General features: G+C 64.7%; 16 protein-coding genes and 3 pseudogenes. 11 read left to right on the top strand and 8 right to left on the bottom strand.

Annotated elements, in window-relative coordinates; genetic code table 11:
- Positions 1-25 precede the first annotated feature (25 nt).
- Both JQ603_RS27675 and JQ603_RS27670 read left to right on the top strand, forming a co-directional pair.
- Positions 26-2032 carry a GAF domain-containing protein gene (locus tag JQ603_RS27675; RefSeq protein WP_245003900.1) on the top strand — a complete coding sequence of 669 codons (2007 nt, stop codon included), beginning with the start codon at positions 26-28 and terminating at the stop codon, positions 2030-2032.
- 35 nt (positions 2033-2067) lie between these two features.
- Positions 2068-3780, top strand: coding sequence for an alpha/beta hydrolase (locus JQ603_RS27670; RefSeq protein ID WP_245003899.1), 1713 nt, complete (start codon positions 2068-2070; stop codon positions 3778-3780).
- 8 nt (positions 3781-3788) lie between these two features.
- Here JQ603_RS27670 and JQ603_RS27665 read toward each other — a convergent pair whose 3' ends face one another.
- Both JQ603_RS27665 and JQ603_RS27660 read right to left on the bottom strand, forming a co-directional pair.
- A complete protein-coding gene (locus JQ603_RS27665) occupies positions 3789-5375 on the bottom strand; it encodes an MDR family MFS transporter (protein ID WP_212344636.1) in 1587 nt (528 codons plus the stop codon).
- 160 nt (positions 5376-5535) lie between these two features.
- A complete protein-coding gene (locus tag JQ603_RS27660) occupies positions 5536-6051 on the bottom strand; it encodes a YcgN family cysteine cluster protein (RefSeq protein WP_212343919.1) in 516 nt (171 codons plus the stop codon).
- Positions 6052-6346: 295 nt separating this feature from the next.
- Here JQ603_RS27660 and JQ603_RS27655 point away from each other — a divergent pair, with 295 nt between their 5' ends.
- The 6 genes from JQ603_RS27655 to JQ603_RS27630 all read left to right on the top strand — a co-directional run bounded on the left by JQ603_RS27655 (position 6347) and on the right by JQ603_RS27630 (position 14943).
- Positions 6347-8638 (top strand): transglycosylase domain-containing protein, encoded by a 2292-nt coding sequence (locus JQ603_RS27655; protein WP_212343918.1) that lies wholly within the window; start codon positions 6347-6349, stop codon positions 8636-8638.
- A gap of 9 nt (positions 8639-8647) precedes the next feature.
- Positions 8648-9226 carry a DUF1214 domain-containing protein gene (locus tag JQ603_RS27650; protein WP_211410405.1) on the top strand — a complete coding sequence of 193 codons (579 nt, stop codon included), beginning with the start codon at positions 8648-8650 and terminating at the stop codon, positions 9224-9226.
- The gene (locus JQ603_RS27645; protein WP_212343916.1) at positions 9223-9807 is read left to right on the top strand and encodes a DUF1254 domain-containing protein; all 585 of its coding nucleotides are present in this window, start codon (positions 9223-9225) and stop codon (positions 9805-9807) included. The genes JQ603_RS27650 and JQ603_RS27645 overlap by 4 nt, the downstream gene beginning before the upstream one ends.
- A 419-nt stretch (positions 9808-10226) precedes the next feature.
- Positions 10227-10505, top strand: a complete 279-nt coding sequence (locus JQ603_RS27640) for a metal-sensing transcriptional repressor (protein WP_212343915.1) — start codon at positions 10227-10229, stop codon at positions 10503-10505.
- Between the two features lie 13 nt (positions 10506-10518).
- Positions 10519-11691, top strand: a complete 1173-nt coding sequence (locus JQ603_RS27635) for an efflux RND transporter periplasmic adaptor subunit (RefSeq protein WP_212343909.1) — start codon at positions 10519-10521, stop codon at positions 11689-11691.
- Positions 11692-11694: 3 nt separating this feature from the next.
- Positions 11695-14943 (top strand): efflux RND transporter permease subunit, encoded by a 3249-nt coding sequence (locus JQ603_RS27630; protein WP_212343907.1) that lies wholly within the window; start codon positions 11695-11697, stop codon positions 14941-14943.
- Positions 14944-15609: 666 nt separating this feature from the next.
- Here JQ603_RS27630 and JQ603_RS27625 read toward each other — a convergent pair.
- Entirely contained in the window at positions 15610-16425 is an 816-nt protein-coding gene (locus JQ603_RS27625; protein WP_212343905.1) for a helix-turn-helix transcriptional regulator, read from the bottom strand.
- A 413-nt stretch (positions 16426-16838) separates the two neighbouring features.
- Between JQ603_RS27625 and JQ603_RS38125 the strand changes: the two genes are divergently transcribed.
- Positions 16839-21479, top strand: a complete 4641-nt coding sequence (locus tag JQ603_RS38125) for an autotransporter domain-containing protein (protein WP_212343903.1) — start codon at positions 16839-16841, stop codon at positions 21477-21479.
- An 87-nt stretch (positions 21480-21566) separates the two neighbouring features.
- Here JQ603_RS38125 and JQ603_RS27615 read toward each other — a convergent pair.
- The 3 genes and pseudogenes from JQ603_RS27615 to JQ603_RS27605 form a co-directional block, all read right to left on the bottom strand.
- Positions 21567-21806, bottom strand: a pseudogene (locus tag JQ603_RS27615) (SAM-dependent methyltransferase); the annotation flags it as partial.
- 42 nt (positions 21807-21848) lie between these two features.
- Positions 21849-22541 carry a glutathione S-transferase family protein gene (locus tag JQ603_RS27610; protein WP_212343901.1) on the bottom strand — a complete coding sequence of 231 codons (693 nt, stop codon included), beginning with the start codon at positions 22539-22541 and terminating at the stop codon, positions 21849-21851.
- A 39-nt stretch (positions 22542-22580) separates the two neighbouring features.
- A complete protein-coding gene (locus tag JQ603_RS27605; RefSeq protein WP_212343899.1) occupies positions 22581-22727 on the bottom strand; it encodes a DUF1127 domain-containing protein in 147 nt (48 codons plus the stop codon).
- 215 nt (positions 22728-22942) lie between these two features.
- Here JQ603_RS27605 and JQ603_RS27600 point away from each other — a divergent pair, with 215 nt between their 5' ends.
- Entirely contained in the window at positions 22943-23881 is a 939-nt protein-coding gene (locus JQ603_RS27600; RefSeq protein ID WP_212343897.1) for a transcriptional regulator GcvA, read from the top strand.
- An 81-nt stretch (positions 23882-23962) separates the two neighbouring features.
- Here JQ603_RS27600 and JQ603_RS27595 read toward each other — a convergent pair whose 3' ends face one another.
- The gene (locus JQ603_RS27595; protein WP_245003898.1) at positions 23963-24670 is read right to left on the bottom strand and encodes a family 16 glycoside hydrolase; all 708 of its coding nucleotides are present in this window, start codon (positions 24668-24670) and stop codon (positions 23963-23965) included.
- A 188-nt stretch (positions 24671-24858) separates the two neighbouring features.
- On the opposite strand from JQ603_RS27595, the pseudogene JQ603_RS27590 reads away from it, so the two are divergent.
- A pseudogene (locus JQ603_RS27590) lies at positions 24859-25088 on the top strand (Fe-Mn family superoxide dismutase); the annotation flags it as partial.
- On the opposite strand, the pseudogene JQ603_RS27585 reads toward JQ603_RS27590, so the two are convergent.
- Positions 25072-25323: pseudogene (locus tag JQ603_RS27585) on the bottom strand (SAM-dependent methyltransferase); the annotation flags it as partial. The pseudogenes JQ603_RS27590 and JQ603_RS27585 sit on opposite strands and share 17 nt — an antisense overlap.

Raw genomic sequence — 25323 nt, 5'->3', positions numbered from 1 at the left:
CGCTCCCGGCCGCACCGGACGATCAATGACCGCGCTTACCGAGGATATGGCCGACGCGCTGAGGCGCAGGATCGACGAGCTCGAGCAGCAGCTGAAATCGAGCGCGGCGGAGAACGCGCGCCTCGGCGATGAGAGACGGGAAGCCCTCGAGCGGCAGGCCGCGACGACCGAGATCCTGAAGGTGATGGCGGCCTCGCCGTCCGACGTGCAACCGGTGTTCGACGCCATCGCCGCCAACGCCAACCGGTTGATCGGCGGGTTCTCCACAGCTGTGCTGCGCTACATCGACGGCGCCGCGCACCTTGCGGCCTTCACGCCGACCGATCCGGCCGGCGACCGCGTACTGCAGGCCTCGTTCCCGGTGCCGTTCGCGCAATTCCCGGCGTACGAGCTCGTGGCCGATGGTGCGGCGGCGCAATTGCCCGACACCGAGCTCGAGCCGGCCGCGCGCGACATCGCGCGCGCCCGCGGCTTTCGCAGCATGCTGTTCGTCCCCTTGATGAGCGAGGGCGCGGCGATCGGCGTCATCATCGCCACGCGCCGGACGACCGGTGCCTTCGGCGAGCACCATGTGCGCCTGCTCCAGACCTTCGCCGACCAGGCGGTGATCGCGCTGAGCAATGTCAGCCTGTTCAACACGACCAGGGAGGCGCTGGAGCGTCAGACGGCGACCGCCGATATTCTGAAAGTGATCGCGGCTTCGCCGGCCGACGTCACCCCGGTGTTCCAGGCAATCTCCGACAGTGCCAAGGCGCTGATCGGCGGGCATTCCTCCACCGTCACCCGCGTCATCGACGGCATGCTGCATCTGACCGCCTTCACCACGGACAACGAGGCCGGCAATGCGGATCTGCTCAGCTCTTTCCCGGCATCGCTGTCGTCGTCGGGTATCCACAGCCGCGTCGCGACGAGCGGGCGGTATGCCTCCCGCAGCGACATGCAGAACGAGCCCGACCTCACCGACGCCATGAAGGAGCTGGCGCGGACCCGCGGCTATCGCAGCATCCTCGTCGTGCCGATGCTGCGCGACGGCGTCGCGATCGGCACCATCGCGGTGACGCGGCCGGAGGCCGGTCAGTTTCCGGACAAGGCGATCAATCTGCTCAAGACCTTCGCCGACCAGGCCGTGATCGCCGTCGAGAACACGCGCCTGTTCAACGAGGTGCAGGACCGCACGCGGGAGCTCGCCAGATCGCTCGACGATCTGCGCGCAGCGCAGGACCGGCTGATCCAGACCGAGAAGCTGGCCTCGCTCGGCCAGCTCACCGCCGGCATCGCGCACGAGATCAAGAACCCGCTCAACTTCGTCAACAATTTTGCCTCGCTCTCCGCCGAGCTGACGAGCGAGTTGGACGGGGTGCTGGCGCCCGCTCCGCTCCCTGACGATGTCCGAAGCGAGGTCGACGAGCTGACCGGACTTCTGAAGGACAATCTGGACAAGGTCGTGCAGCACGGACGGCGCGCCGATTCCATCGTCAAGAACATGCTGCTGCATTCGCGCGAGGGCGGCGGCGAGCATCGCTTGAGCGACATCAACGCGCTGGTCGAGGAGAGCCTCAACCTCGCCTATCACGGTGCCCGCGCCGAAACACCGCGGTTCGACGTAACGCTGAAGCACGAGCTCGATCCCGCGGCCGGGCAAGCCGAAGTGTTTCCGCAGGAGATCACGCGGGTGCTGCTGAACCTGATCTCGAACGGTTTCTATGCGATGGCCAAGCGTACCAGCCAGGCCGGCGGAGACTTCGAGCCCACGCTCAGCGCCGCAACCCACGACCGCGGCAGCCATGTCGAGATCCGCATCCGCGACAACGGCACCGGCATCCCGCCGGAGGTGAAGGAGAAGATGTTCAATCCCTTCTTCACGACCAAGCCGGCCGGCGAAGGCACAGGCCTTGGCCTCTCCATCAGCCACGACATCATCGTCAAGCAGCACGGCGGCACGCTCGACATCGAGACCGAGCCCGGCGAGTTCACCGAGTTCAAAATCGTGCTGCCGCGAAAGAGCAATTTTTCGGACAAGGACAGCGGATAGCCGTATCGTCTACCGGATCAGGAAATCGTCGCTCGATGGGTGCTTTGAAGAATCTGGCTTGGCTCATTCGGCGACAATTGGTCTCGCTGACCGGCGTCGGCCTCATGCTGGGCGCCCTGTTCTTCGCGGCCGCACTGACGCCGACGCTGGTGCCGCGGAGCTATCTCACCCAGGGCGCCCTCGCCGGCGCCTGCTTTGCGATCGGCTACCTCGCCGGCAACCTCTGGCGCTGGCTGTGGCACTATCTCGAACTGCCCGAGCCCTCGCCGCGCCTGCGCTCGCAGGCCAATGCGCTGGTCGCGGCCGGCTGCCTGATTGTCGTCGTCATCTATCTCTGGCGCGCCGCCGAATGGCAGAACTCGATCCGAGCCGTGATGGAGATGGCGCCGGTCGAGACCGCGCATCCCTTCAAGGTCTGCGCCATCGCCCTCGTCACGTTCATGGTGCTGCTGGTGCTGGGGCGGTTGTTCGCGACCGTCGCCCGCTTCCTCGCGGCGCGCATCCGACGCGTCATTCCGCGCAAGGTCGCGAACGTCATTGGCGTCGTGGTTGCAGGCCTGCTGTTCTGGTCGATCGCCAGCAATGTCCTGATCCGCACGGCGTTCAACGCGCTCGACTCCTCCTTCCGCGAGCTCGACGTCCTGCTCGAGCCCGAGCGGCCACAGCCGACTGATCCCGGCCGGACCGGAAGCCCGGCATCACTGGTGAAGTGGCAAGAGCTCGGGCGCATGGGGCGCCGGTTCATCGCCTCGGGCCCGACCGCAACCGAGATCAGCGCCGTCACCGGACGGCCCGCGCAGGCCCCCGTGCGCGTCTATGTCGGCCTCGCTGCGCAAGATACGGCGCAGGCGCGCGCGAAGCTCGCGCTCGAGGAGCTCAAGCGCCAGCACGGCTTTGATCGCAAGATCCTGATCGTGATCACGCCGACCGGGACCGGCTGGATCGATCCGTCCGCGATGGACACGGTCGAATATCTCCACCACGGCGATGTCGCGAGCGTCGCGATGCAATATTCCTACCTCAACAGCCCGCTGTCGCTGCTGTTTCAGCCAGAATACGGCGCAGAGGCGGCGCGCGCGCTGTTCGCGGAAATCTACGGCTACTGGACGAGCTTGCCGAAGGACAAGCGACCGAAGCTGTACCTTCACGGGCTCAGCCTCGGCGCCATGAACTCGGAAAAATCCGCGGAGCTGTTCGAGACGATCGGCGATCCCATTGCCGGCGCGCTCTGGAGCGGGCCACCGTTCGAGAGCCGCATCTGGCGCTCGGTCACCGCGAACCGCAACCCTGGCTCGCCGGCGTGGCTGCCGGAATTCCGCGACAGCCGCTTCGTGCGCTTCATGAACCAGAACGGGCCGACGGTGCCGCCTGATGCGCCCTGGGGCCCGATGCGCGTCGTCTACCTGCAATATGCCAGCGACGCGATCACGTTCTTCGCCTATCGCGATGCCTTTCAGGCCCCGGCCTGGATGAGCGCGCCGCGCGGACCCGATGTCTCACCGGAGCTGCGATGGTATCCGATCGTGACGATGCTGCAGCTCGCCCTCGACATGGCGGTCGCGACCAATACCCCGATGGGCTTTGGCCATGTCTACGCGCCCGAGCATTACGTCGATGCCTGGGTCGCGGTCACCGATATCAGGGATTGGTCTGCCGATGCGCTGGCGCGGCTGAAGGAACAGCTCGCGGCGAAAGCGCGGAAGACGGGCGCAGGCAATGCCGACGACGATCCCGACCGCGGGGGCTAACCCCTACTCTACTCGGCCATCTCCACCTGCTGCGTGACGGTCGGACCGGCCAGCGGCCGCTCCTCCATCATGATCAGACAGAGCGCAGCGCCCGTCATCAGCGCGGTGGCGGCGCCGAAGACGTAGCGGAATGCGTGCCGCATGTCCTCTGTGGGGATCGCAGGAATGCCGCCTGCGACATGATGTTCGCCGGCAAGCGGCACGTCGGCACCGAGCGCAATCAGCAGGATCGCTGCGAAGGCCGCGACCGTGAACGAGGACATCAACGAGCGGAAGAAATTCAGCGCGCCGGTGATGGTGCCGACTTGCGGCCGCGAGACCGAATTCTGGATCGAGACCACGCAGACCGGGAAGGTCGTACCAAGGCCGAGCGCGAACGCGGCCATCAGCGTCAGCAGCCCCCACAGCGGCAAGGTGGTGACCGTGAGACCAACGCCGCACAGTGCGGCCCAGGACGTGCCGACGATGGCGACGCGCTTGTAGTGCTTGGCACGCGCCATGGTGCGGCCGGCGATCGCCGCACCGCAGGTCGAGACCGCCGCGAGCGGAATCAGCGCAAGACCGGCCTCGCTGGCACTCAGATGGTAGACCGACTCGTAATAGAGCGGCAGTTGCACGGTGAGGCCCGTGATCGCGCCGAGCGCACAGCCGCCTGCGGTCAGGCCGAACGGCACCACCGATCCACCGAGCAGCGGCAGCGGCAGGAACGGCTCGTCAGCACGCCGCGCGTGCCAGATGAAGGTGACAGCGAGCGCGACCGCGCCTCCGACCATCGCGAGCACGGTCGGCGACAGCCAGGGATAGCGCGTGCCGCCCCAGGTCAGCACCAGCATGAAGACCACGGCGGAGGCCATCAGCAGCACGCCGCCGAGCCAGTCGACTTTGCGCTTGCGGTGGAACACCGGGATCTTCTTCATCTTCGGCAGCAGCAGCGCGAGCGCCGCGGCCGTGAGCGGAAGGTTGATCCAGAAGATCATCGACCAGTGCAGATGCTCGGCGAACACGCCGCCGATGACGGGGCCGAGGATACCTCCGACCATCCAGACGCTGGAGAAATAGGCCTGGTACTGCCCGCGCTCGCGCGGGCTCACGACGTCGGAGATCACCGTCTGCACGACGGGCATGATGCCGCCGCCGCCAAGCCCCTGAAGGCCGCGCGCGAGGATCAGCATCGGCATGTTCGGTGCGATCGCGCATAGGATCGAGCCAGTCACGAACAGGCTCAGCGAAGTGATGATCATGGCCTTGCGGCCGTAGATGTCGCTGAGCGTGCCGAACACCGGCGCGACAGCGGTCGAGGCGAGCAGATAGGCGGTGATGACCCAGGACAGGTTCGAGACATCCTGGAACTGACGTCCGATGGTCGGCAGCGCGGTCGCGACGATGGTCTGGTCGAGGGCGGCCAGGAACATCGTCAGCATCAGGCTGATGACGATGGTGCGGACCTCGTCCTGCCCCAGTGGCGCCGGCGGCGCGAGCGAGGGCGCGTCGTCGACGCTGATAACCTCGCTCGGAAGTCGGGAGAGCTCCTCGGCGATGTCGTCGGGCAATGCCTGGATGTCGGCAGAACTGCTCTGCCGGTCGAACTTGTTCATCTCGATCGGACGCATGGGGCGGCGCAACGCCGCGAAGGATTCGTTCTATGCATCCAATGTAGAGAGGAAAGTTCTTCCCAGGCAGGCACCGCGGCGCATGGGTGCATCCCGCCCCCGGGTCATCCCGAAGACGTGATAGCCAACAGAGCCAAACGACGGATCAGTCCTTCGGACGTCGCTTCAGGCGTGCCCGCTTCGGCAGCACCGCCGGCCATTGCACGATGTGGTCCTCGAGCTCCTCGTCCGGGACCTCTTCCTCGCTGCCCTCGACCCGGCCGCGTACGGAGACACCGGCTTCATGAACGGTGTTGGGATCGCCCGACACCAGCGGGTGCCACCAATAGAGGTCGCGCCCCTCGGCGACGAGCTTGTAGCCGCAGCTTGGCGGCAGCCAGTTCAGGGTGCGGACATTGGCCGGGGTCAGGCGGACGCAGTCCGGAACCTTGTCGGAACGATTCGGGTAGTCCTTGCAGGCGCAGGTCGCGCCATCGAGCAGCTTGCAGCCGATATGGGTGAAATAGATCTGGCCGGTGTCCTCATCCTCCAGCTTGTTCAGGCAGCAGCGGCCGCAGCCGTCGCACAGGCTTTCCCATTCCTCCCCAGACATCTCTTCCAACGTCTTGGTTTTCCAGAAGAATCCTTCCTGGCCGGAAGGTCGTTTGGGAGCTGCGGTCATGCGCCTCAACAAGATTCGAAAGAGCTACGGCTAACCCATCTAGGCCGTGCGGCCGTGACGCTGCAAGCAACGTCCCCGGAACGCCCGTAATGAACCGGGGTTCGATTAGGCCTGTTGTTCAAAATCGCGAGCCTGACCATTGGTTTATGGGCCCTGCTCGGCTAGAAGGAACACAGAGTCCCCAGAGGACGCGAACCGGGCGCCTTGGGTTTGCCGCAACATTCCCTCAAGACGTCTCGATGCCGCCCCCGGCCGGGTGCTTGAACGCTTTCGAACCAAGCCTCAAGGGTTCTAGGTGCGCCAGATCATACCACCGTATTGGAAGCAGAAGGTCCGGAATTTCTTCCTGGATCTCGATGCGCGCATCGACTCCTCGCTGTTCTCCTCGGCCAAGGGCATCCGCGAGCTCTACGAGCGCTACTCGACCTTCATGGACCGCTTCTATGTCGGGCGGTGGAAGCGCTGGGTGTTCATCGAGCCGCTGTCGGAGGCCGCGACCCTCGGGCTCGGCGGCCTGGTCGTGATGCTCACGCTCGCCATCCCCGCCTTCCGCGAGACCGCGGACGAGGACTGGCTGAAGAAGTCCGATCTCGCCGTGAGCTTCCTCGACCGCTACGGCAACCCGATCGGCAGCCGCGGCATCAAGCACAACGACTCCATTCCGCTGGAAGATTTTCCGGACGTCCTGATCAAGGCGACGCTGGCGACCGAAGACCGCCGCTTCTACGAGCATTTCGGCATCGACATCGCCGGCACCGCGCGCGCTCTCGTCACCAACGCGCAAGCCGGCGGCGTCCGCCAGGGCGGCTCCTCGATCACCCAGCAGCTCGCCAAGAACCTGTTCCTGAGCAACGAGCGCACCATCGAGCGCAAGGTCAACGAGGCCTTCCTCGCGATCTGGCTGGAATGGCGCCTGACCAAGAACGAGATCCTCAAGCTCTATCTCGACCGCGCTTACATGGGCGGCGGCACTTTCGGCGTCGATGGCGCAGCCCACTTCTATTTCAACAAGTCGGCACGCGACGTGACGCTTTCGGAAGCGGCGATGCTCGCCGGCCTGTTCAAGGCGCCGACCAAATACGCCCCACACATCAACCTGCCCGCGGCGCGTGCCCGCGCCAACGTCGTGCTCGACAATCTCGTCGATGCCGGCTTCATGACCGAGGGCCAGGTGTTCGGCGCCCGCCGCAACCCCGCCTTCGCCGTCGATCGCCGCGACGAGGCTTCGCCGAACTATTATCTCGACTACGCCTTCGACGAGATGCGCAAGCTGGTCGACACCTTCCCGAAATCCTACGTCGAGCGCGTCTTCGTGGTACGCCTCGCCATCGACGCCAACGTGCAGAAGGCGGCGGAGGACGCGATCGAGAACCAGCTGCGCCAGTTCGGCCGCGATTATCACGCGACCCAGGCCGCAACCGTGGTCTCCGATCTCGACGGCGGCATCCGCGCCATGGTCGGCGGCCGCGACTACGGCGCCAGCCAGTTCAACCGCGCCACCGACGCCTATCGCCAGCCCGGCTCCTCGTTCAAGCCTTACGTCTACACCACCGCGCTGCTGAACGGCTTCACGCCGAACTCGATCGTGGTCGACGGCCCGGTCTGCATCGGCAATTGGTGCCCGCAGAACTATGGCCATTCCTATTCCGGCTCGGTGACGCTGACGCAGGCAATCACGCGCTCGATCAACGTCGTGCCGGTGAAGCTGTCGATCGCGATCGGCCAGAAGGAACAGCCGAAGGCGCCGAACCCGGCCAAGATCGGGCGCGCCAAGATCGTCGAGGTCGCGCGCCGCTTCGGCCTCAAGGCGCCGCTGCCCGACACGCCCTCGCTGCCGATCGGCTCCGACGAAGTCACCGTGCTCGAGCACGCGGTCGCCTACGCGACCTTCCCCAACCGCGGCAAGTCGGTGACGCCGCATTCGGTGCTGGAGGTGCGCACCGGCGCCGGCGATCTGGTCTGGCGCTGGGACCGCGACGGTCCGAAGCCGAAGCAGGCTATTCCGCCGAACATCGCCGCCGACATGGCGGGCATGATGAGCCACGTTGTCAGCGAAGGCACCGCGCGCCGCGCCGCGCTCGACGGCATTCCGACCGCGGGCAAGACCGGCACGACCAATGCGTATCGCGACGCCTGGTTCGTCGGCTACACCGGCAATTTCACCTGCGCGGTCTGGTACGGCAACGACGACTATTCGCCGACCAACCGCATGACCGGCGGCTCGCTGCCGGCGCAGACCTGGCACGACATCATGGTCGCCGCGCATCAGGGCGTCGAGGTTCGGGAGATCCCCGGCATCGGCATGGGCCAGAAGCTGCCGCCGCAGCCGAAGGACGCGAACGCGCAGGCCAGCGCAGCGCCGAAGGTGCTGGAGACCAAGCCCGGTCCGCCGCCCGTGCTGACCAAGCGCGGCGCCGACATCCTGGTGCGGGTCGAGAAGATGCTCGACGACGCCGCCAGGACCGCGACCAAATCGACGGCTGATGACAGCAAGACGGCCAAGCCGTCCTCGGCATCGAGCGCACTCGCCTTCCCGCAGAATTATGCGGAAGAGAATGCGAACGCATCCGCTCCGCGCAAGAACTGATCGAAACCCGTGCGGCTGATCCTGATCACATTGACGGCCCTTCTGCTCGCGACCGTGGTCGGCGTCGGCGCCACCTGGATGACGACGACGCGCGGCACCGAGATCGGCGCGCTGACCATCGGAGCCTGGACCGCGAGGCCGCGCACCGGCACCGCCGACGTCGATCCCTATTCGCGCGCCACCATCGTGCGCAACGGCGAGCTGCCGATCGGCACCGGCGACGGCGTCGCCTTCACCGCCACCGCCGACGACAAGAAGAAGGCGCTCGACGGCCGCTGCGACGTGATCGTCTCCGGCGTGACGCCGCCGGCGCGGTTCTGGACGCTGACGCTCTACGACCGCAAGGGCCATCTCGTCGCCAACTCGCTGCAGCGCTACGGCTTCACCAGCCAGGAGATCGTGCGGTCGTCCGACGGCACGTTCGAGATCCGCATCGCCTCGCGCTCGCGCGCCGGCAACTGGCTGCCGACCGGCGGCATCGAGCGCTACGCCCTGATGCTGCGCCTTTACGACACCCCCGTCGGCGTCGCCACGCGCACCCAGCGCGATGCGCCGATGCCCACCATCTCGACGGTGGGCTGCTCATGATCCGCCTCGCCTTCACCATCGTTGCCGGCGTGGTGCTGGGCCTCGTGGTCCACCTCGTCAGCGTGCTGGCGCTGCCGCGGATCGCGACGCAGGACGCCTATTCGCGGCTGACGCCGATGACCAAGCTCAACGGCGTGACGCAGCTGCCCCTCGCCGATCCGCAGACCTCGCCAATGCCGTTCATGGATCCGGCTTTTGCACTGGCGATCTGCCGCTACGACCTCTCGGGCGGCCCGATCAAGCTGACCGTGCCGGTGAGCCAGGCCTACACCTCGGTGTCGTTCTACACCCGCAACGAGATCGCCTATTACGCCATCAACGATCGCTCGGCCGGCAAGAAGGTGATCGAGCTCGACCTGATGACCGAAGCGCAGCACGAGGAGCTGCCGGAGGACGAAGAGGTCACCGCCGCCGACCGCCTGATCATCGACTCCCCCAGCACCACCGGCCTGATCGTGATGAAGGCGCTCGCCGCCGAGCCCGGCCTGATGCCGCAGGCGCAGGCGACGCTCGGCGCGGCTACCTGCGGCCCGCAGACCGACCAGCCCGCCAAGGCCGAGGCGCCACGCGGACGGCGCTGAAGCGGGCCATTTCGGCAGCGCCAAACAAAAAAGTGCGAAAACAACCCCATGCACAGTAGCGGGGGTGTTGGAATCATTATGCTCTTCGGCTCGGTGATGTTGAGGCTGCCGGCTCCGCGTGCGCAGCTTTGACACGTCGGGCAAAACACCGGCATACTGGCATCATCGAGAGTTCGTCACACCCGCGCGGAGCCGTCCGTCGCGGGTGTTTTCGTTTCAGACGGACAAGCTGGCCTCGCGACGATGAATGCAGTGATCACGCGAACAGTGAAACATCTCCTTTGCGGAACCACCCCCGGCTGCGGCGGACCGGGGCCTGCAAGCGAAGGCGGTATTTGCGCTGCGACAATCCTGACCGGCACGAGGCTTGGCTGTGCCGTTGTTATGAGCTATCCCCTCCCAGGGGATAGGATATAACCATGGCACAGCACATCCACGAAAGGCACCCGGACATCGTCAAGCGGCTCAAACGCGCCGAGGGGCATCTGCGCAGGGTCATCGGCATGTTCGACGACGGCCGGTCATGCCTCGATCTCGCGCAGCAGCTCCACGCCGTCGAGAAGGCGATCTCCGAGGCGAAGAAAGCGCTGATCCACGATCACGTCGATCACTGCCTCGACGCGGCCGCCAATGGCGGTTCCGGCAAATCGCCCAAGAACGTGCTCGCCGAGTTCAAGGCGATCTCGCGATATCTGTAAGGCGGAGCTTTCGATGTTCTCGGCCCCCCATTCGGCCGCGGCGATTCTGTCGGTCCTGCTCGCCGTCACCGGCGTCAACCCGCAGGCGTTCGCACAATCCGCGCCCGCCAAGCCGGACGGCGGTAAGCCGTCCGTGATCGTCATGGACGATGCGCGCATCAAGCTCGCCGAGATCGAACTGCGCGAGGCCGGTCCCGCCCCGATCGCGCGGCGGCTGATGGTACCGGGCACCATCGTGCCCGATGCCGGACGGGTCGCTCATGTTTCGGTGAAGCTGTCGGGCACGGTCGCCGAACTGCGCAAGAACATCGGCGACGACGTCGTCAAGGACGAGGTCTTGGCCGTTCTGGAGAGCCGCGAGGTCGCCGACGCCAAGAGCGAATACCTTTCAGCAAAACTCTCCAACGAGTTGCAGCAGGAACTGACGGCGCGCGACAAGTCGCTGTCGGAAGGCCGCGCAATCCCCGAGCAGCAATACATCAAATCGCGCAACGCGGCGGCGCAAACCGAGATGCGGTTCGGCATCGCGCGCCAGAAGCTGATGGCGCTTGGCGTGACCGACACGGAGATCGCAGGCTTGCCGCAGGCTCCCGACGGAACGCTGCGCAGTCAGAACATCCGGGCGCCGATCTCCGGACGTATCGCCGAACGCAAGGTCGAAGCTGGCACCGCAGTGGGCCGGGACAGTCTTGAAACGGAGCTGTTCGTCATCGTCGATCTGAGCCGCGTCTGGGTCGAGCTGGCGGTTTCCTCGACCGATCTGCCGCTGGTGAAGGAAGGCCAGTCGGTCGAGATCGCGCTGCGCGGCATGACGGAAGCCGGCTCCGGCAAGATCGTCTTCGTCAGCCCCCTCCTCGACAAGGAGACGCGCGCGGCCCGCGTGGTCGCCTCGCTCGGAAATGCCGATGGCCGTTGGCGGCCCGGCTCGTTCATCACCGCGGGCATCGCGGTCGAACGCCGTGACGTCGCCGTCGCAGTTCCGTTCTCCGCCGTCCAGACGGTGGATGGCCGCAAGGCCGTCTTTGTCCGGACCAAGGAAGGGTTCGAAAAACGCGACATCGTTCTGGGACGACGCGACGGTCCTGTCGTCGAGATCGTGTCGGGGCTTTCGGCCGGCGAGACCGTTGCCAGTTCGAACACGTTTTCGCTCAAGGCCGAGCTCTCCAAGCCCAGCGATGAGGACTGAGCGATGATCGAACGGATCGTCGAATTCTCCGTCCGGCGGCGATGGCTGGTTCTGCTGGCGACTCTCGCCCTGGCAGCGACCGGATTCTGGTCGCTGACGCGTCTTCCCATCGACGCGGTGCCTGACGTCACCAACGTCCAGGTCCAGATCAACGCGACCGCGCCGGCTCTCACGCCCGTCGAGATCGAGAAACAGGTCACCGTCACGCTCGAGACCGCGCTCGCGGGAATGCCAGGTTTGGAGTCGACACGGTCCTTTTCGCGCAACGGTTTTGCGCAGATCACGGCCGTGTTCGCCGACCGCACCAACATCTATTTTGCGCGGCAGCTCGTCACGGAACGTCTGAACGAAGCCAAGGGCAGCCTGCCACCCGGCGTCGATGTCCGGATGGGGCCGGTTTCGACCGGCCTCGGCGAAATCTACTGGTGGGCCGTCGAGTACGAGAAGCCGGGCGCATCCGTGCCGGTCCGGGACGGACAACCGGGATGGCAGAGCGACGGCAGCTATCTCACGCCCGAAGGCGAGCGGCTGACCGACGATTTCCAGCGCACCGTCTATTTGCGCACCGTGCAGGACTGGATCGTCCGGCCGCAGATGAAGACCGTTCCCGGCGTCGCCGGGGCGGACGCGATCGGCGGCTTCGTCAAGCAGTTCCAGGTGCAGCCGGACCCGGCAAGACTGGTCGCCTATGGTCTCTCCTTCAAGCAGGTCGTGGACGCGATCGAGGCGAACAACACCACGCGCGGCGCCAACTACATCGAGCAGAACGGCGAAGGCCTCGTCGTGCGGGCCGCCGGCCGCGTCGAGACTCTGGAAGACATCGAGCAGATCGTCGTGACGACGCGCGGTGGCGTTCCCGTTCGCATCAGGGACCTCGCGGATGTCTCGATCGGAAAGGAGCTGCGCACCGGCAGTGCGAGCGTCAACGGCCGCGAGGTCGTGCTCGGCACCGCCTTGATGCTGATCGGCGGCAACAGCCGCACCGTCGCCGCGGCCGCCGACGCCAAGATCAAGGACATCAGCAAGACCCTGCCGCCGGGCATCCATGCCCGCACCGTCCTCAACCGGACCCAGCTTGTCGATGCCACGATCCATACCGTCGCCAAGAATCTGGCTGAGGGCGCCCTGCTCGTCGTCGCCGTGCTATTCCTGCTGCTCGGCAACTTCCGCGCCGCCCTCGTCACCGCCTGCGTCATCCCCATCACCATGCTCATCACCGCGACGGGGATGCTGCAAGGACGCATCAGCGCCAATCTGATGAGCCTCGGCGCGCTCGACTTCGGCCTGATCGTCGATGGCGCCGTCATCATCGCCGAGAACAGCCTGCGCCATCTCGCCGAACGCCAGCGCGCGCTCGGCCGCGTGCTGTCGCTGGAAGAGCGCCTCGACACCGTGAAGGTTTCGACCTCCGAGATGATCCGCCCGTCGGTCTACGGCCAGATCATCATCATCCTGGTTTATACGCCGCTGCTCGCCTTCACCGGCGTCGAGGGCAAGACGTTCGAACCCATGGCCTTGACGGTGATGATCGCGCTGGCCGTGGCTTTCGTGATCTCGCTGACATTCGTCCCGGCCGCCGTGGCGATCTCGATCGGCGGCCTCGTCAACGAGCGCGAGAACGTCCTCGTCCGGACGTTGAAGCGCTGGTACGCGCCGCTGCTCTCGGGTGCGATCGCGCGGCCCATCCCTATCGTTGCCGTCGCAGCTCTGCTCTTCGTCGGCGCCGCGCTGCTGTTCACGCGTCTTGGCCAGGAGTTCACGCCGACGCTGGACGAGAAGAACATCGTCATGGAAGTGAAGCGCGTCCCGAGCACCGCGCTGGCGCAGTCGCAGGCCATGCAGCTGCTGATCGAACGACAGATCAGCAAGCTTCCCGAGGTCGCCTTCGTGTTCTCGCGTACAGGCACGCCCGATCTCGCCGCCGATCCCATGCCGCCGAACGCGTCGGACACCTACATCATCGTCAAGGCGCAGGACGAATGGCCCGATCCCGCCATGACCAAGGATGATCTGATCAAGAAGATCGAGACCGAGGCCGGAAAGCTGCCGGGCAACAAGGTGGGATTCTCGCAGCCGATCGAGATGCGGTTCAACGAGCTGATTGCCGGCGTCCGAGAGGATCTGGCGGTCAAGGTGTTCGGCGACGATTTTGCCCAGATGCAGCGGACCGCGGGCCAGATCGCCGACGTGGTCCGCAAGATCGACGGCGCCGAGAACGTCAAGGTCGAGGAGACCTCCGGCCTGCCCTTCCTGGAGATCAAGATCGACAAGGCCGAGATCGCGCGGCGCGGGCTCAGCCTCGCAGCCGTGCAGGATCTGATGCAGACGGCCATCGGCGGCACCGATGCCGGCCTCGTCTTCGAGGGCGACCGTCGCTTCAAGATCGTGGTACGCCTCGCCGACGCGCAGCGGAACGACATTCCGACGCTGGAGGAGCTGCCCGTTCCGCTTCCGCGCGCCAATCCCGACGCTCCGGCGGCCTCGATCCCGCTGCGGACGATCGCCTCGTTCGAGCAGACCACCGGCTACAACCAGATCAGCCGCGAGAACGGCAAGCGGCGCGTCGTCGCCACCGCCGAGGTCCGAGGCCGCGACATCGGCTCGCTGGCCTCCGAGGCCCAGGCAAAGGTCGCCGAGCAGGTGACGCTGCGGCCCGGCAGCTATCTGGCCTGGGGCGGCCAGTTCGAGAATTTTGCCGTCGCCCGACAGCGGCTGGTGTTCGTGGTGCCTGCGGTCTTCGCCCTGATTTATTTGCTGCTGCTCGGGGCCCTCGGCTCGGCGCGCGACGCGCTGCTCGTCTTCAGCGCCGTGCCGCTTGCGCTCACCGGCGGGATCGCGGCCCTATGGCTGCGCGGCATGCCGTTCTCGATCTCGGCGGCCGTCGGCTTCATCGCGCTCTCGGGCGTCGCCGTGCTGAACGGGCTCGTGATGCTGACGCAGATCCGCAAGCTGATCGCCGAAGGCATGGAGCCGAAGCGCGCCATCGGCGAAGGCGCCTTGACGCGCTTCCGTCCCGTCGCGATGACCGCGCTCGTCGCCTCGCTCGGCTTCGTGCCGATGGCGCTTGCGACCGGCACCGGCGCCGAGGTGCAAAAGCCGCTCGCAACCGTGGTGATCGGCGGCCTCCTCACGGCAACGCTGCTCACGCTCGTCGTGCTCCCGGCGCTCTACGCACGCTTTGCCACACCACGCAGGCCGACCAAGCGCAGCGAGGCGCCTCCGGCCCTCGTCCAGGACCACGCAGCGGAGTAGAGGCCATGCTCTCCGTCCTCGCCGACCTTCATCCGAAGTGGCCGTGAGCAGCGCACTTCAACGCTCTTCCGATATGGCGTGATCGCTTGGATTTCGGTCCGGTTGATCGCCGCCTTGGAACAAGTCGCTTGCCCATGCAGTTTCCTCAACTGGAGAGGAAACCCAGATGAAAACAGCAACGCTTACTTTGGCGATCTTACTGGCCTGCTCGACCGGCTATGCCTCGGCCCACAGCGCCAAACGCCATCACCACCACGGGTGGTTCAATTCAATGAACATGATGCACGGCCCCGGCCGGACCGCGGCCAGGACCGACCCGAATGGGACGGCCGGCGGGCCGACGAGCGTCAGTGGCACCGGCTCGTCAAAGTTCGGGGGACAAATCCCCGGAGCCAGCGGCGCGGCACGACAGTAGTTCTGCAAATTGCAGTTTCAACGTACGCTCGGGCTTGTCCCGGGCATACGTTGGACGTTTGAACGTCACCGTTCACCGATCCGCGAACCATCATGCATGTGGCCCTATTGGCAACCTACGAGCACCTTTGACTCGTCGGGCAAAACACCGGCATACTGGCACCATCGAAAGTTCACCCGCGCGGAGCAATCCGTTGCGGGTTTTTGTTTCGCGCGGACATTGCGCGATCCATCGCGCATCCCCCGATAGGTTTACTGGCTTCGTCCGCTCCAGCTCTTCAGATCGAGCTTCCATAACGGTGGCATGTCGGCAAAGGGAGGGGCCGTGTGGGCGATGACGATGGCCGCGCGACGGCTGTCGGAATCGACCTTGCTGTTGATCGCCTTGATATGCGCCTTGATGGCGTCGAGACCAACTCCGAGAGCATTGGCGATCTCCTCGTTGGATTTGCCCTGGGCAATGCAGGACGCCACCTCGACCTGGCGCGGCGTGAGCGCCGGAAACGCCAGACGCAGCCGGTCGGCCGGCGTCAGTTTGGCGAGCGTCCGGTCCTGCGCCTGACGATAGCAGCGCAGAATATGCGGACGCAGCCCTTGCAGCCGGTCGCGGTCCGCGTCGCTGAACGGCGATCGTCCTACGATACGGTGACCGGTAATCGAAACGGCATAGCCCGAGTATTCCAGCACGATCCCCATGATCCGGCGCGCATTGGAGGGCAGAAACGCTTCCCGCGCCATTGGAAGCTGGGCGAACTCTTCGTCGGTGAAGAAATCCGACTCACGCAAGGCCCGCTCGCCATAGAAGGCGGGATCATGCTGCCAGAACGGATGCGAGTGCATGTGCCGCGCAAATGCCTGCATCGCACGTGTGCGGTTCTCCGGCTCATCCTCGACGGATATCAGGGCACGAAAGTCTCTGCTCGGATGATGGAACTCGGTGAAACTCACGACGTCCGCATCGATGAGAGGGCCGATGGCCTCGAACAGGGCGAACGGCAATTTGTGCAGATCGGGTTCGGACTCATAGAGACGGATGATTTCAAGATCGAGTTTGCTGTCCCTGTCCACCACGCATTCCTGACGACGAATTCCAAGCCGATTTCAGATTTGCAGACCATTCACGTTCCCGCGCGAGCGCACCCGGCCTCACAATGCGTCAGCCCGCGAACGTTGTTTATGCTCCGACTACCCGTAGGGGTAATAGTCAGACGGCGATCTATCGCAGAGTATGACGAACGTGTCCATCGCGACACATCTTGGGGATTCGATCGATGCCGGCGGAATTCGTTTAGGGACTGAATTGCCACCAATGTCTCGACAACGGCCGGGGGAAGTATGCGGTGACGACGTGGCAAGCTGCGGCAAGACGCGCCGCTTTCAAACAGTCGGGCGCTAACCAGCGCGCGCCATTTCAGGCGAAATCCCAGCCGGCATCCCGTTGCAAGGCGGCGCTTCCTTCAGGAGCCCTCAAGCTCTCCACTGTGCTGACCACGATCCTTGCGCCGCTCGTTGCAGCCACTGGTCTGGCTATGGTCGCCGCTGCGCCTGCTTCTGCGCAGATCGTCATCTATGATGGCAGCACCGCCAATCCCAATCCCGTTCCAAACGTGATCATCGACAATGTCACCCCCGGCCAGGAAGTGCACTTCCAGGCAAACACAACAGAAGGAACCGTCGGCGACGCCGGCACTGCGGTAATCCGCAATGGCAGTGTGACATTGTTTTTGAACAACAGTACGGCTGGCAGCGCCCTCATTCTAAATGAGGGCGGTGGCTACACGACATTCCAGGACACGAGCACCGCCGGCAATGCGATCATCACCAATAACTACGGAAGCTCGATATTTTTCTACGGTAACAGCAACCCCGGCAACGCTGCGTTCATCAATTTCAGTGCGGGCGACGTTGTCGACTTCTCGGGTACAAGCGGTCCCAACGGGGATCACAAGATCAGCGCCGGCGACATTCATGAATCCGGAACATTCAAGCTTGGCGCCAACGAGCTGACCCTCACAAGTAATGTCGATTACGCCGTCAGCGGCACGATTCAGGATGGCGGCATATCGGGTGGTGTCGGTGGCAGTCTGGTCAAAGCCGGCTCGGGCACGCTGTCTCTGACCGGCACCAACACCCATACGGGCGGCACAACGATCGCCGGCGGCACGATTTCCATCATCTCCGACGCCAATCTGGGCGGCACGTCGGGCGCCCTGACCTTCAATGGCGGCAGGCTGGCCACATCAGGGACCTTCAGCATTGCCCGGGCGATTTCATTGCAGCAGGCTGGCGAGATCGACATCGTGGATCGCTCGGCGCTCTACCTGACCGGCGTGGTGTCAGGCCCCGGCGATCTGATCAAGACAGGCTTATCGGGCACACTGTACCTCAACAACGCCGGCAATGCCTACGGCAACACACTGGTTGCTGAAGGTCTGCTGATCGGCAATGCCAGCTCGATCTCGGGCAATATCGGCGTCAGCAACGTCGCTTTTGCCGCCTTTGACCAGGCGAGTGACGGAACCTTCGCCGGCAATATCGGCGGCTATGGCGGCACTTCCGGCATTATGATCAAACAGGGCTCGGGCAAGCTCACGCTCACCGGGAATTCGAGTCTCGACTGGGGGATACAGTCCGGAGGGCTTCTCACCGCCGCCGAGCGCTTCACCGGTAATGCGGACATTGGATCGGGCGCGTCGGTGACCTTCGATCAGACCGCCAATGCTTCCTATGGCGGCGTGCTCTCCGGTGCGGGCGCATTCATCAAGGCCGGTAACGGTGTGCTGACCTTGACCGGCGCCAGCACCTACACGGGCGGCACCACCATCTCGGGCGGCACGCTGCGGATTGGCAATGGCGGCACCACAGGCTCCGTCACGGGTGCCATCGTCAATCATGGCACGCTGGAATTCAATCGTAGCAACACCATGACTTTCGGGGGAACCGTCACCGGCACGGGCGCGGTCAACCAGATCGGCTCCGGCAGAACCATCCTCACCGGCAGCGGCAGCTCGGTGGGCGCAGTTACGGTCAGCGGCGGCACGCTCGAGTTCGGCCAGACCGGGACATTCACCGCGGCAAGCTATACGACCGGGAGCGGCGGAAGCACGGCCGTCGACGGCACCGCGCAGCTCGTTGTGGCCGGAGCCTTCACACAAAGCGCGGGCTCGACGCTGAACGTTGCCATTGGCGCCAACGATCCCGCCATCACCGCGGCGACCGCATCCCTGGACGGAACGCTGAACGTCGCCGGCTATACCGGAACGCAATATACGGTGATCCACACGACCGGCGGCATCACCGGTGACTTCGCAAATGTCAGCATCGGCGGCTCGTCGAGCCCAGTCGATTATCTGACAGTCGGGGGGCGGATCAGCGGGAACGACTATATCGTCCACACGGACCTGACCTGGAACGCCGGCACGGCGCTGGGTAATGGCGTCTTCACCCTGACGAATGCCACCGACGCGTTCACTGTCGGCGTGGCGCTCACGGACCAGAGCGGAACCTTCGCCAGCGGCTGGGACGGCAAGAGTCTGACCAAGAACGGAGACGGCACGCTGACGCTCTCGGCGATGAACACCTACACCGGCGCCACCATGATCAACGGCGGCAGGCTGGCGATTGCCGCGACGGGTGGCATCACCTCCGACGTCACCAACCATGCCACCTTCGCGAACGCCGGCACGGTGGCGGGCAGCGTCACCAATAACGCCGGAGCGGTCTTCACTCAGACGGGCGGCAGCGTCTCAGGCGGCGTGACCAACGACGGCACCGTGAATGCCAACGGCGGCGCGCTCAATGGCGCGATGGTCAACCATGCCGGCGGCCGCTTCAATGTCGGCGGTACCGTGACCAGCAACAGCACGTTTGACAACGCCAGTGGCGCGAGCCTCACGGTGGCCGCAACCGGCAACTACACCCTCGCGGGGATCTTGACGAATGGCGGCGGCATCGGCGTGGCCTCAGGTGGATCGCTGACGGCGAATGCGGGCATCGTCAACAATGCCACCATCGTGAACGTTGGCACGGTGGCGGGCAGCGTCACCAATAACGCCGGGGCGGTCTTGATCCAGATGGCCGGCAGCCTCTCTGGCGGCGTGACCAATTCCGGGTCCGTGAACGTCAATGGCGGCCAACTCAATGGCGCGATCGTCAACAATGCCGGTATCTTCACCATCGGCGGTGCTGTCGTCGGCAATGACACCTTCGCCAACGCCAGCGGCGCAACCCTCATAGTGGCGAACGGTGGCAACACCACATTCGCTGGACTGACCAACAGCGGCGGCGTCACGGTCGCCGCGGGCGGCTCGCTGACAACCGCTGTCGGCATCATCAATACGGCCAACGGGGTGATCACCAACAACGGCACGGTGACCGACGATCTCGCCAATGCCGGGCTCGTCACCAACAATGCGATCTACAATGCCAATGTCGCATCCAACACCGGAACCATCACCAACAGCCCTGGTGCGACCTGGAACGGCAATTTCAACACGGCGGGCATCGTCAACAACGACGGCACGATCAACGGCAGCCTGACGCAGAGCGCCGGAACGACGACCAACAACGGCACGATCACCGGCGCCGTCACAGTCTCGGGCGGCCTGTTCACGGGCATCGGCTCCTCCGGCGACCTGACGATCAACAGCGGCGCGACCATTGCGCCGGGCCAAAATGGCGGCATCGGCACGATGAGCGTGGCCGGCAATGTCACGTTCAATGCCGGCTCGATCTATCAAGTCGCCGTCAACGCTGCCGGCCAGGGCAGTCGCATCATCGCCACGGGCGCGATCACAATCAACGGCGGCACAGTCAATGTGCTGGCGGGCTCGGGCAACTATGCGCCCAGCACCACCTACACCATCCTCAGCACGACGGGTGGCGGCAGGACGGGCACGTTCGGCGGGGTCATCTCGAACCTGGCCTTCCTGACGCCCTCGCTCAGCTATGACGCCAGCGACGTCTATCTGACGATGACCCGCAACAATACCGACTTCGCCGACGTCGGCGGCACGGTGAACCAGCGGGCCGCCGGCGGCGGTGTGGAGACGCTGGGTCTTGGCAATTCCATCTGGGACGCCGTCGTCCAGCTCGACACCGCGACCGCGCGCAGAGCCTTCGACCAGCTCTCCGGCGAAGTCCACGCCTCGGCCAAGACGGCACTGATCGAAGACAGCCGTTTCGTGCGCGATGCGGCCCTCGACCGATTGCGGTCGGGACGCTGCGGCATCTCGGGCGGCACGACCACGTTCGCGACCGGCAATGCCGATGGCCGTTCGGGCACGGGCTGTGATGGCGCCGAGGCCGTGACCTGGGCCAGGGCCTTCGGCTCCTGGGGCACCACCGCCGGCGACGGCAACGCGGCAAAACTCGGCCGCGCGACCGGCGGCTTCTTCATCGGCGCCGATGGTCAGCTATTCGATAGCTGGCGGGTCGGCATCCTCGGGGGCATTGGCCACACCGACTTCAATGTGAAGGATCGCAGCTCGTCGGGCACGAGCGACAATTACACGCTCGGCCTCTATGCAGGCAACCAGTGGGGCAATCTCGCCTTCCGCTCGGGTGCCGCCTATACGTGGCACAACATCTCCAGCAGCCGCTCGGTCGCGTTCTCCGGCTTCTCGGACAGCCTCAAGGGCCATTACAACGCGGGCACGACGCAGGCGTTCGGCGAACTCGGCTACGACGTGAAGACTGGCGCCGTCACCTTCGAGCCCTTCGCCAACCTCGCTTATGTGAACCTGCACACGAACGGCTTCAGCGAGCATGGCGGCGCCGCGGCGCTCACAGGCCGGAGCGGAAGCACCGACACCTCCTTCTCGACGCTCGGTCTGCGCGGCTCGACCAGCTTCAACCTTGGCGGCCTTATCGCCACGGCCACCGGCTCGCTCGGCTGGCGTCACGCCTTCGGCGACATGACGCCGCAATCGAACCTGCGGTTCGCGGGCAGCAGCGCGTTCACCGTCTGGGGTGTTCCCATCGCCAGAAACGCGGCCGCCATCGACACCGGCCTCGACCTCGCCATCAGCAACAACGCCACGCTCGGGGTTTCCTACAACGGCCAGTTCGGCTCGGGCGTCACCGACAACAGCGTCCGTGCAAACTTCCGCATGAAGTTCTAAAGCGCGATGAGATTGGAATGAATCGTCATCGCGCTTTAGGTTGTTGTTTGCGCATGATCTACGCTTCGCACTTTTCCGGATCATGCTTTAGGACACCGCCTGCAACCGGTGCCGCCGCCGGATGCGATAGACCGATGCCGGCGGAATATTGAGCGCGGTGCGCCCGACCAGGCTCGCCTTCAGCCCGAGACGGTCGAGGATCGGCCGCGGCACCGGGCAGCGCGGTCCGTAGGTGAACTGGTAGAGCGTGCCGCCCTCCTGCATGTGGCGGAAGGCGCCCGTCAGGATCGCGATCACCTTGCGCGGCGACATCGACAGAAGCGGAAGCACCTAGATCGTCCTCACCCCGCAAACCGGCCCTGGCCCCGGTTAATATCGCGGGCGGTGTGACTTCGCCCACTCGCGGGCATGTGCAATGGGCTCGCGCGGCGGCAGGATCGCGCGCAGCTTCTGCGTCGTCGGCAGGCTCTCCATGCGCTCCCGCCATCGACAGAAGGCCGGAAATTTCGGGTACATGGCCTTGCCTTCCTCCGTCAGGCTGAACGCAAAGGTGCTCGGCAAGAGATAGAAATCCGCGATCGAGAGCTCTGGACCGAGGAGGTAGTCCCGACCATCGGCAAGCTCGCGCTCGATGGTCACGAGTGCGTTCTCGACCCTGGGCAGTGCGTGCGCCACCACCTTCTCGTCGGATGCAATCCCGAGCTCGGGAAACACCAGCCGCTCGTGGGTCACATGGTAGATCATGTAGGGATAGACGTAGGAATCGACGACACCGATCCATTGATTCATGCGCGCCCGTGCGTGCGGGTCCTGCGGCGTCAACCGTGCCCCCGCGAACACCTCATCGATGTAGCCGACGATGGCGCGCGTCTCGTAGACGGTGAAGTCGCCGTGCCGGAAGATCGGAACGCGATTGAACGGATGAAGCGCGAGATGCTCGCTCCTGCCCATCACAGGCTCGAGGTCCTCGAAGCGGTAGACCACATCCTTGTGGGTGAGGACGAGCCGCACGATGTTGACGAACGTGCTGCGGGGAAAGCCGTAAACGATGGTCTCGGACATGTCTTCTTCTCCCGGTTGGCTTCCGGTCACTGAGCTCGATCAGCGCCAGAACGGCTTGTTGGCCTGCTCCAAAGCCTCCTCCCGGGTGAGCCCGAGATCGGCAAGGAGATGAGGGTCGTCAGCAATCGTGCGGAGATCAGCGCGCTGGTGCGCCCGCTCGCTGCCGGCGAGGCATCTGTCGATCATCGTTAGCCATGAATTTTGCTTATGACCCACGACCGTCGCGCTGCCCCGAACTCGCGCCAAGAAGCTTCGATCGGCAAAAGATATTGACATTTGTTGGCTCCGGATCGCATGATTTCGCGTCATTGCCGCCTGCATAAGGCCGCTAGGGCGAAGGCCGCAAAGCATCCTTTCTCGGGCCAGCCCTAGATTTTCTCATGATCTTCCGGACTTTCGCGATGCGCCCGCGTTTGCCGCCATTGAACGCACTGAAGGCCTTCGAAGCCGCGGCCCGCCACGAGAGCTTCACGCGGGCCGCCGAGGAGCTGTGCGTCACGCAAGGTGCGGTCAGCCATCAGGTCAAGGCGCTCGAGACGGAGCTCGCGATCAAGCTGTTCAGCCGCGAGCGCCAGCGCCTGATCATCACGGAAGCGGGCCGCGACTATCTCGCGGTGATCCGCGATGCGCTGGATCGAATTTCCGCAGGCACCGAGCGCCTGTTGCAGCGACAGAACGCAGGCGTGCTCACGGTCAGCACGTCCCCGGATTTTGCCGCCAAATGGCTGGTGCACCGACTGGGCAATTTCGCGGAAGCGCATTCGGGAATCGATCTCCGCGTCTCGGCAACGATGCATCACGTCGATTTTGCGCGCGAGGAGGTCGACCTTGCGGTGCGCCATGGCGATGGAAACTGGCCGGGCCTCGATGCCACGAGGCTCTGCACAGAACGGCTCTTTGCCGTATGCAGTCCCAAGCTGCTGTCCGGCCGCCGCCGCATCGGCGGGGTCGCGGACATCCTGAAATTTCCCCTGATCCACCTCGACAGCAGATCCGACTGGGCAAATTGGCTGCGTGGTGTCGGCATTGACGACGCCGATGTCACGCATGGCCCGGTGCTCAATCGTGCCAGCATGGTCATCGACGCCGCAATCAACGGCCAGGGCATCGCCCTGGCTCGCACGACATTAGGAGCCTGGGACCTGATCAACGGCCGGCTGGCACTGCCCTTCCCGGAATCCCTGCCATTATCGAAAAGCTACTGGATCGTCTGCCCCAAAGCGACCGCGTCACTTCCGAAGATTGCGACATTCCGTGACTGGCTGCTCGCGGAGGCGTCGAGCGACCTGCGCCTGCTCAAATCCTTCACCGGGACTTCAAAGGTAGCGAAGCGGCGATAGAGCCTTGCGCTTCCCGCGATTTTCTCACCCATCAGGCGGTTGGTCGCGACTGGCGGGCTCATCCAGAACGGCCGCGCCAGATCACCTCTGCGCTTCGCCGTAGGTGATATCATCGAAGAGCGTCACGCTGTCGGCCTTGGTCCAGAGCCCGACCTTGCCGGCATCAGCGAAGGTGGCATCCTCGACCTCGAACAGTTGTTTGCCATTGAAGGACACGCGGAAGCGGGGGCCGCTGAAGTCGACGCGCAGGCTATGCCAGGTGTCCGACGGAACCTTTGCGTCAATCCCGTATCCTCCCTTGCGCCCGACGATGTCGAGCGGACTGCGAACCCCATTGACGGTCCTGTAGAGAACGACATTGTCCTCGAGGGCATTGGCCCGGGCGACGTAGTAGTTGTTCGCATCCTTCGCCCGCCAGACGATGCCGGCGGCGCGATCCTGCGATCCCGCGACGGCCTTGAACTTGATCTCGACAAAACCGTCCTTGATGCTGGTGTCGTTCTTCAGCAGCAGCGGGTAAGTCGCGCGGCCGGATTGCCTGAGCACCTTCGATTTGGACGGTGCCGTCGCATCGCTTTCGACCGTCCATTTTGGGGCGCCAGTTCCTGTGAGGGTGGAAGTCCAGCCCTGGGGCGCGGCCCCGGTCTCCGAACTCTCGAAGCTGATCGCATCCTTTGACATGGCACTTACTCCCATCAAGAACAGTGTGGCAGCGAGGATGGCCCTTCGGCGTTGCGGATGAGACATAGGCAGAGCTCCTGCAATATCGGGACGGCACAGATCGTTCAAAGAGCCTCACTGGCGCTTTGATTGCCTTCCAAGCATGAAGTCCGCGGGAAAAATCGGAGGTCCGCTTTCGTCCATATGTGCAAATCCTCGACACGTCGAGCGTTGCACAGTTCTTGGACCGAAGCCTCAAGGGGAGACTGTGGTTCCCCTGGAGACGTCGTAGTTCAGGAAAGCGACAAATGCAATACAAGGCACTGGGCGGCGGCTCCGGCTGGGTGCTGCTGACCTGGTCACCGCGCGATCGGAAGTTCACCAACCAATGGGCGTCCGATCATTGCCACACGCTGCGGGTGCAACGCCGATCCTGGCCCTCGACATGTACGAGCACTCCTATCACATCGACTACGGCGCCAAGACCGGCGACTACGTCGCCCTGCTCCCGCAATCGTCCTCGCCCCGAGCTATTCCGCAAGGTTGATGCCGGCGTGCGTCCACGGACGCCGCCGGATGCGATAAACAGATGCCGGCGGAATATTGAGCGCGGTGCGCCCGACCAGGCTCGCCTTCAGCCCGAGACGGTCGAGGATCGGCCGCGGCACCGGGCAGCGCGGTCCGTAGGTGAACTGGTAGAGCGTGCCGCCCTCCTGCATGTGGCGGAAGGCGCCCGTCAGGATCGCGATCACCTTGCGCGGCGACATCGACAGAAGCGGAAG

The sequence above is a fragment of the Bradyrhizobium liaoningense genome (assembly GCF_018130825.1).
GTDB lineage: Bacteria > Pseudomonadota > Alphaproteobacteria > Rhizobiales > Xanthobacteraceae > Bradyrhizobium > Bradyrhizobium liaoningense_B.
The sequence above is the reverse complement of the archived record's forward strand: the minus strand, read 5'-3'. Positions and strand labels throughout refer to the sequence as shown.

Bases quoted from the DNA above. Each gene is read 5' to 3' on its own strand.
- JQ603_RS27665 (WP_212344636.1), bottom strand. From the start codon at position 5,375: ATGAACAAGTTCGACCGGCAGAGCAGTTCTGCCGACATCCAGGCATTG.
- JQ603_RS27630 (WP_212343907.1), top strand. From the start codon at position 11,695: ATGATCGAACGGATCGTCGAATTCTCCGTCCGGCGGCGATGGCTGGTT.
- JQ603_RS27675 (WP_245003900.1), top strand. From the start codon at position 26: ATGACCGCGCTTACCGAGGATATGGCCGACGCGCTGAGGCGCAGGATC.
- JQ603_RS27610 (WP_212343901.1), bottom strand. From the start codon at position 22,541: ATGTCCGAGACCATCGTTTACGGCTTTCCCCGCAGCACGTTCGTCAAC.
- JQ603_RS27660 (WP_212343919.1), bottom strand. From the start codon at position 6,051: ATGACCGCAGCTCCCAAACGACCTTCCGGCCAGGAAGGATTCTTCTGG.
- JQ603_RS27640 (WP_212343915.1), top strand. From the start codon at position 10,227: ATGGCACAGCACATCCACGAAAGGCACCCGGACATCGTCAAGCGGCTC.
- JQ603_RS27635 (WP_212343909.1), top strand. From the start codon at position 10,519: ATGTTCTCGGCCCCCCATTCGGCCGCGGCGATTCTGTCGGTCCTGCTC.
- JQ603_RS27670 (WP_245003899.1), top strand. From the start codon at position 2,068: ATGGGTGCTTTGAAGAATCTGGCTTGGCTCATTCGGCGACAATTGGTC.
- JQ603_RS27645 (WP_212343916.1), top strand. From the start codon at position 9,223: ATGATCCGCCTCGCCTTCACCATCGTTGCCGGCGTGGTGCTGGGCCTC.
- JQ603_RS27600 (WP_212343897.1), top strand. From the start codon at position 22,943: ATGCGCCCGCGTTTGCCGCCATTGAACGCACTGAAGGCCTTCGAAGCC.
- JQ603_RS27605 (WP_212343899.1), bottom strand. From the start codon at position 22,727: ATGATCGACAGATGCCTCGCCGGCAGCGAGCGGGCGCACCAGCGCGCT.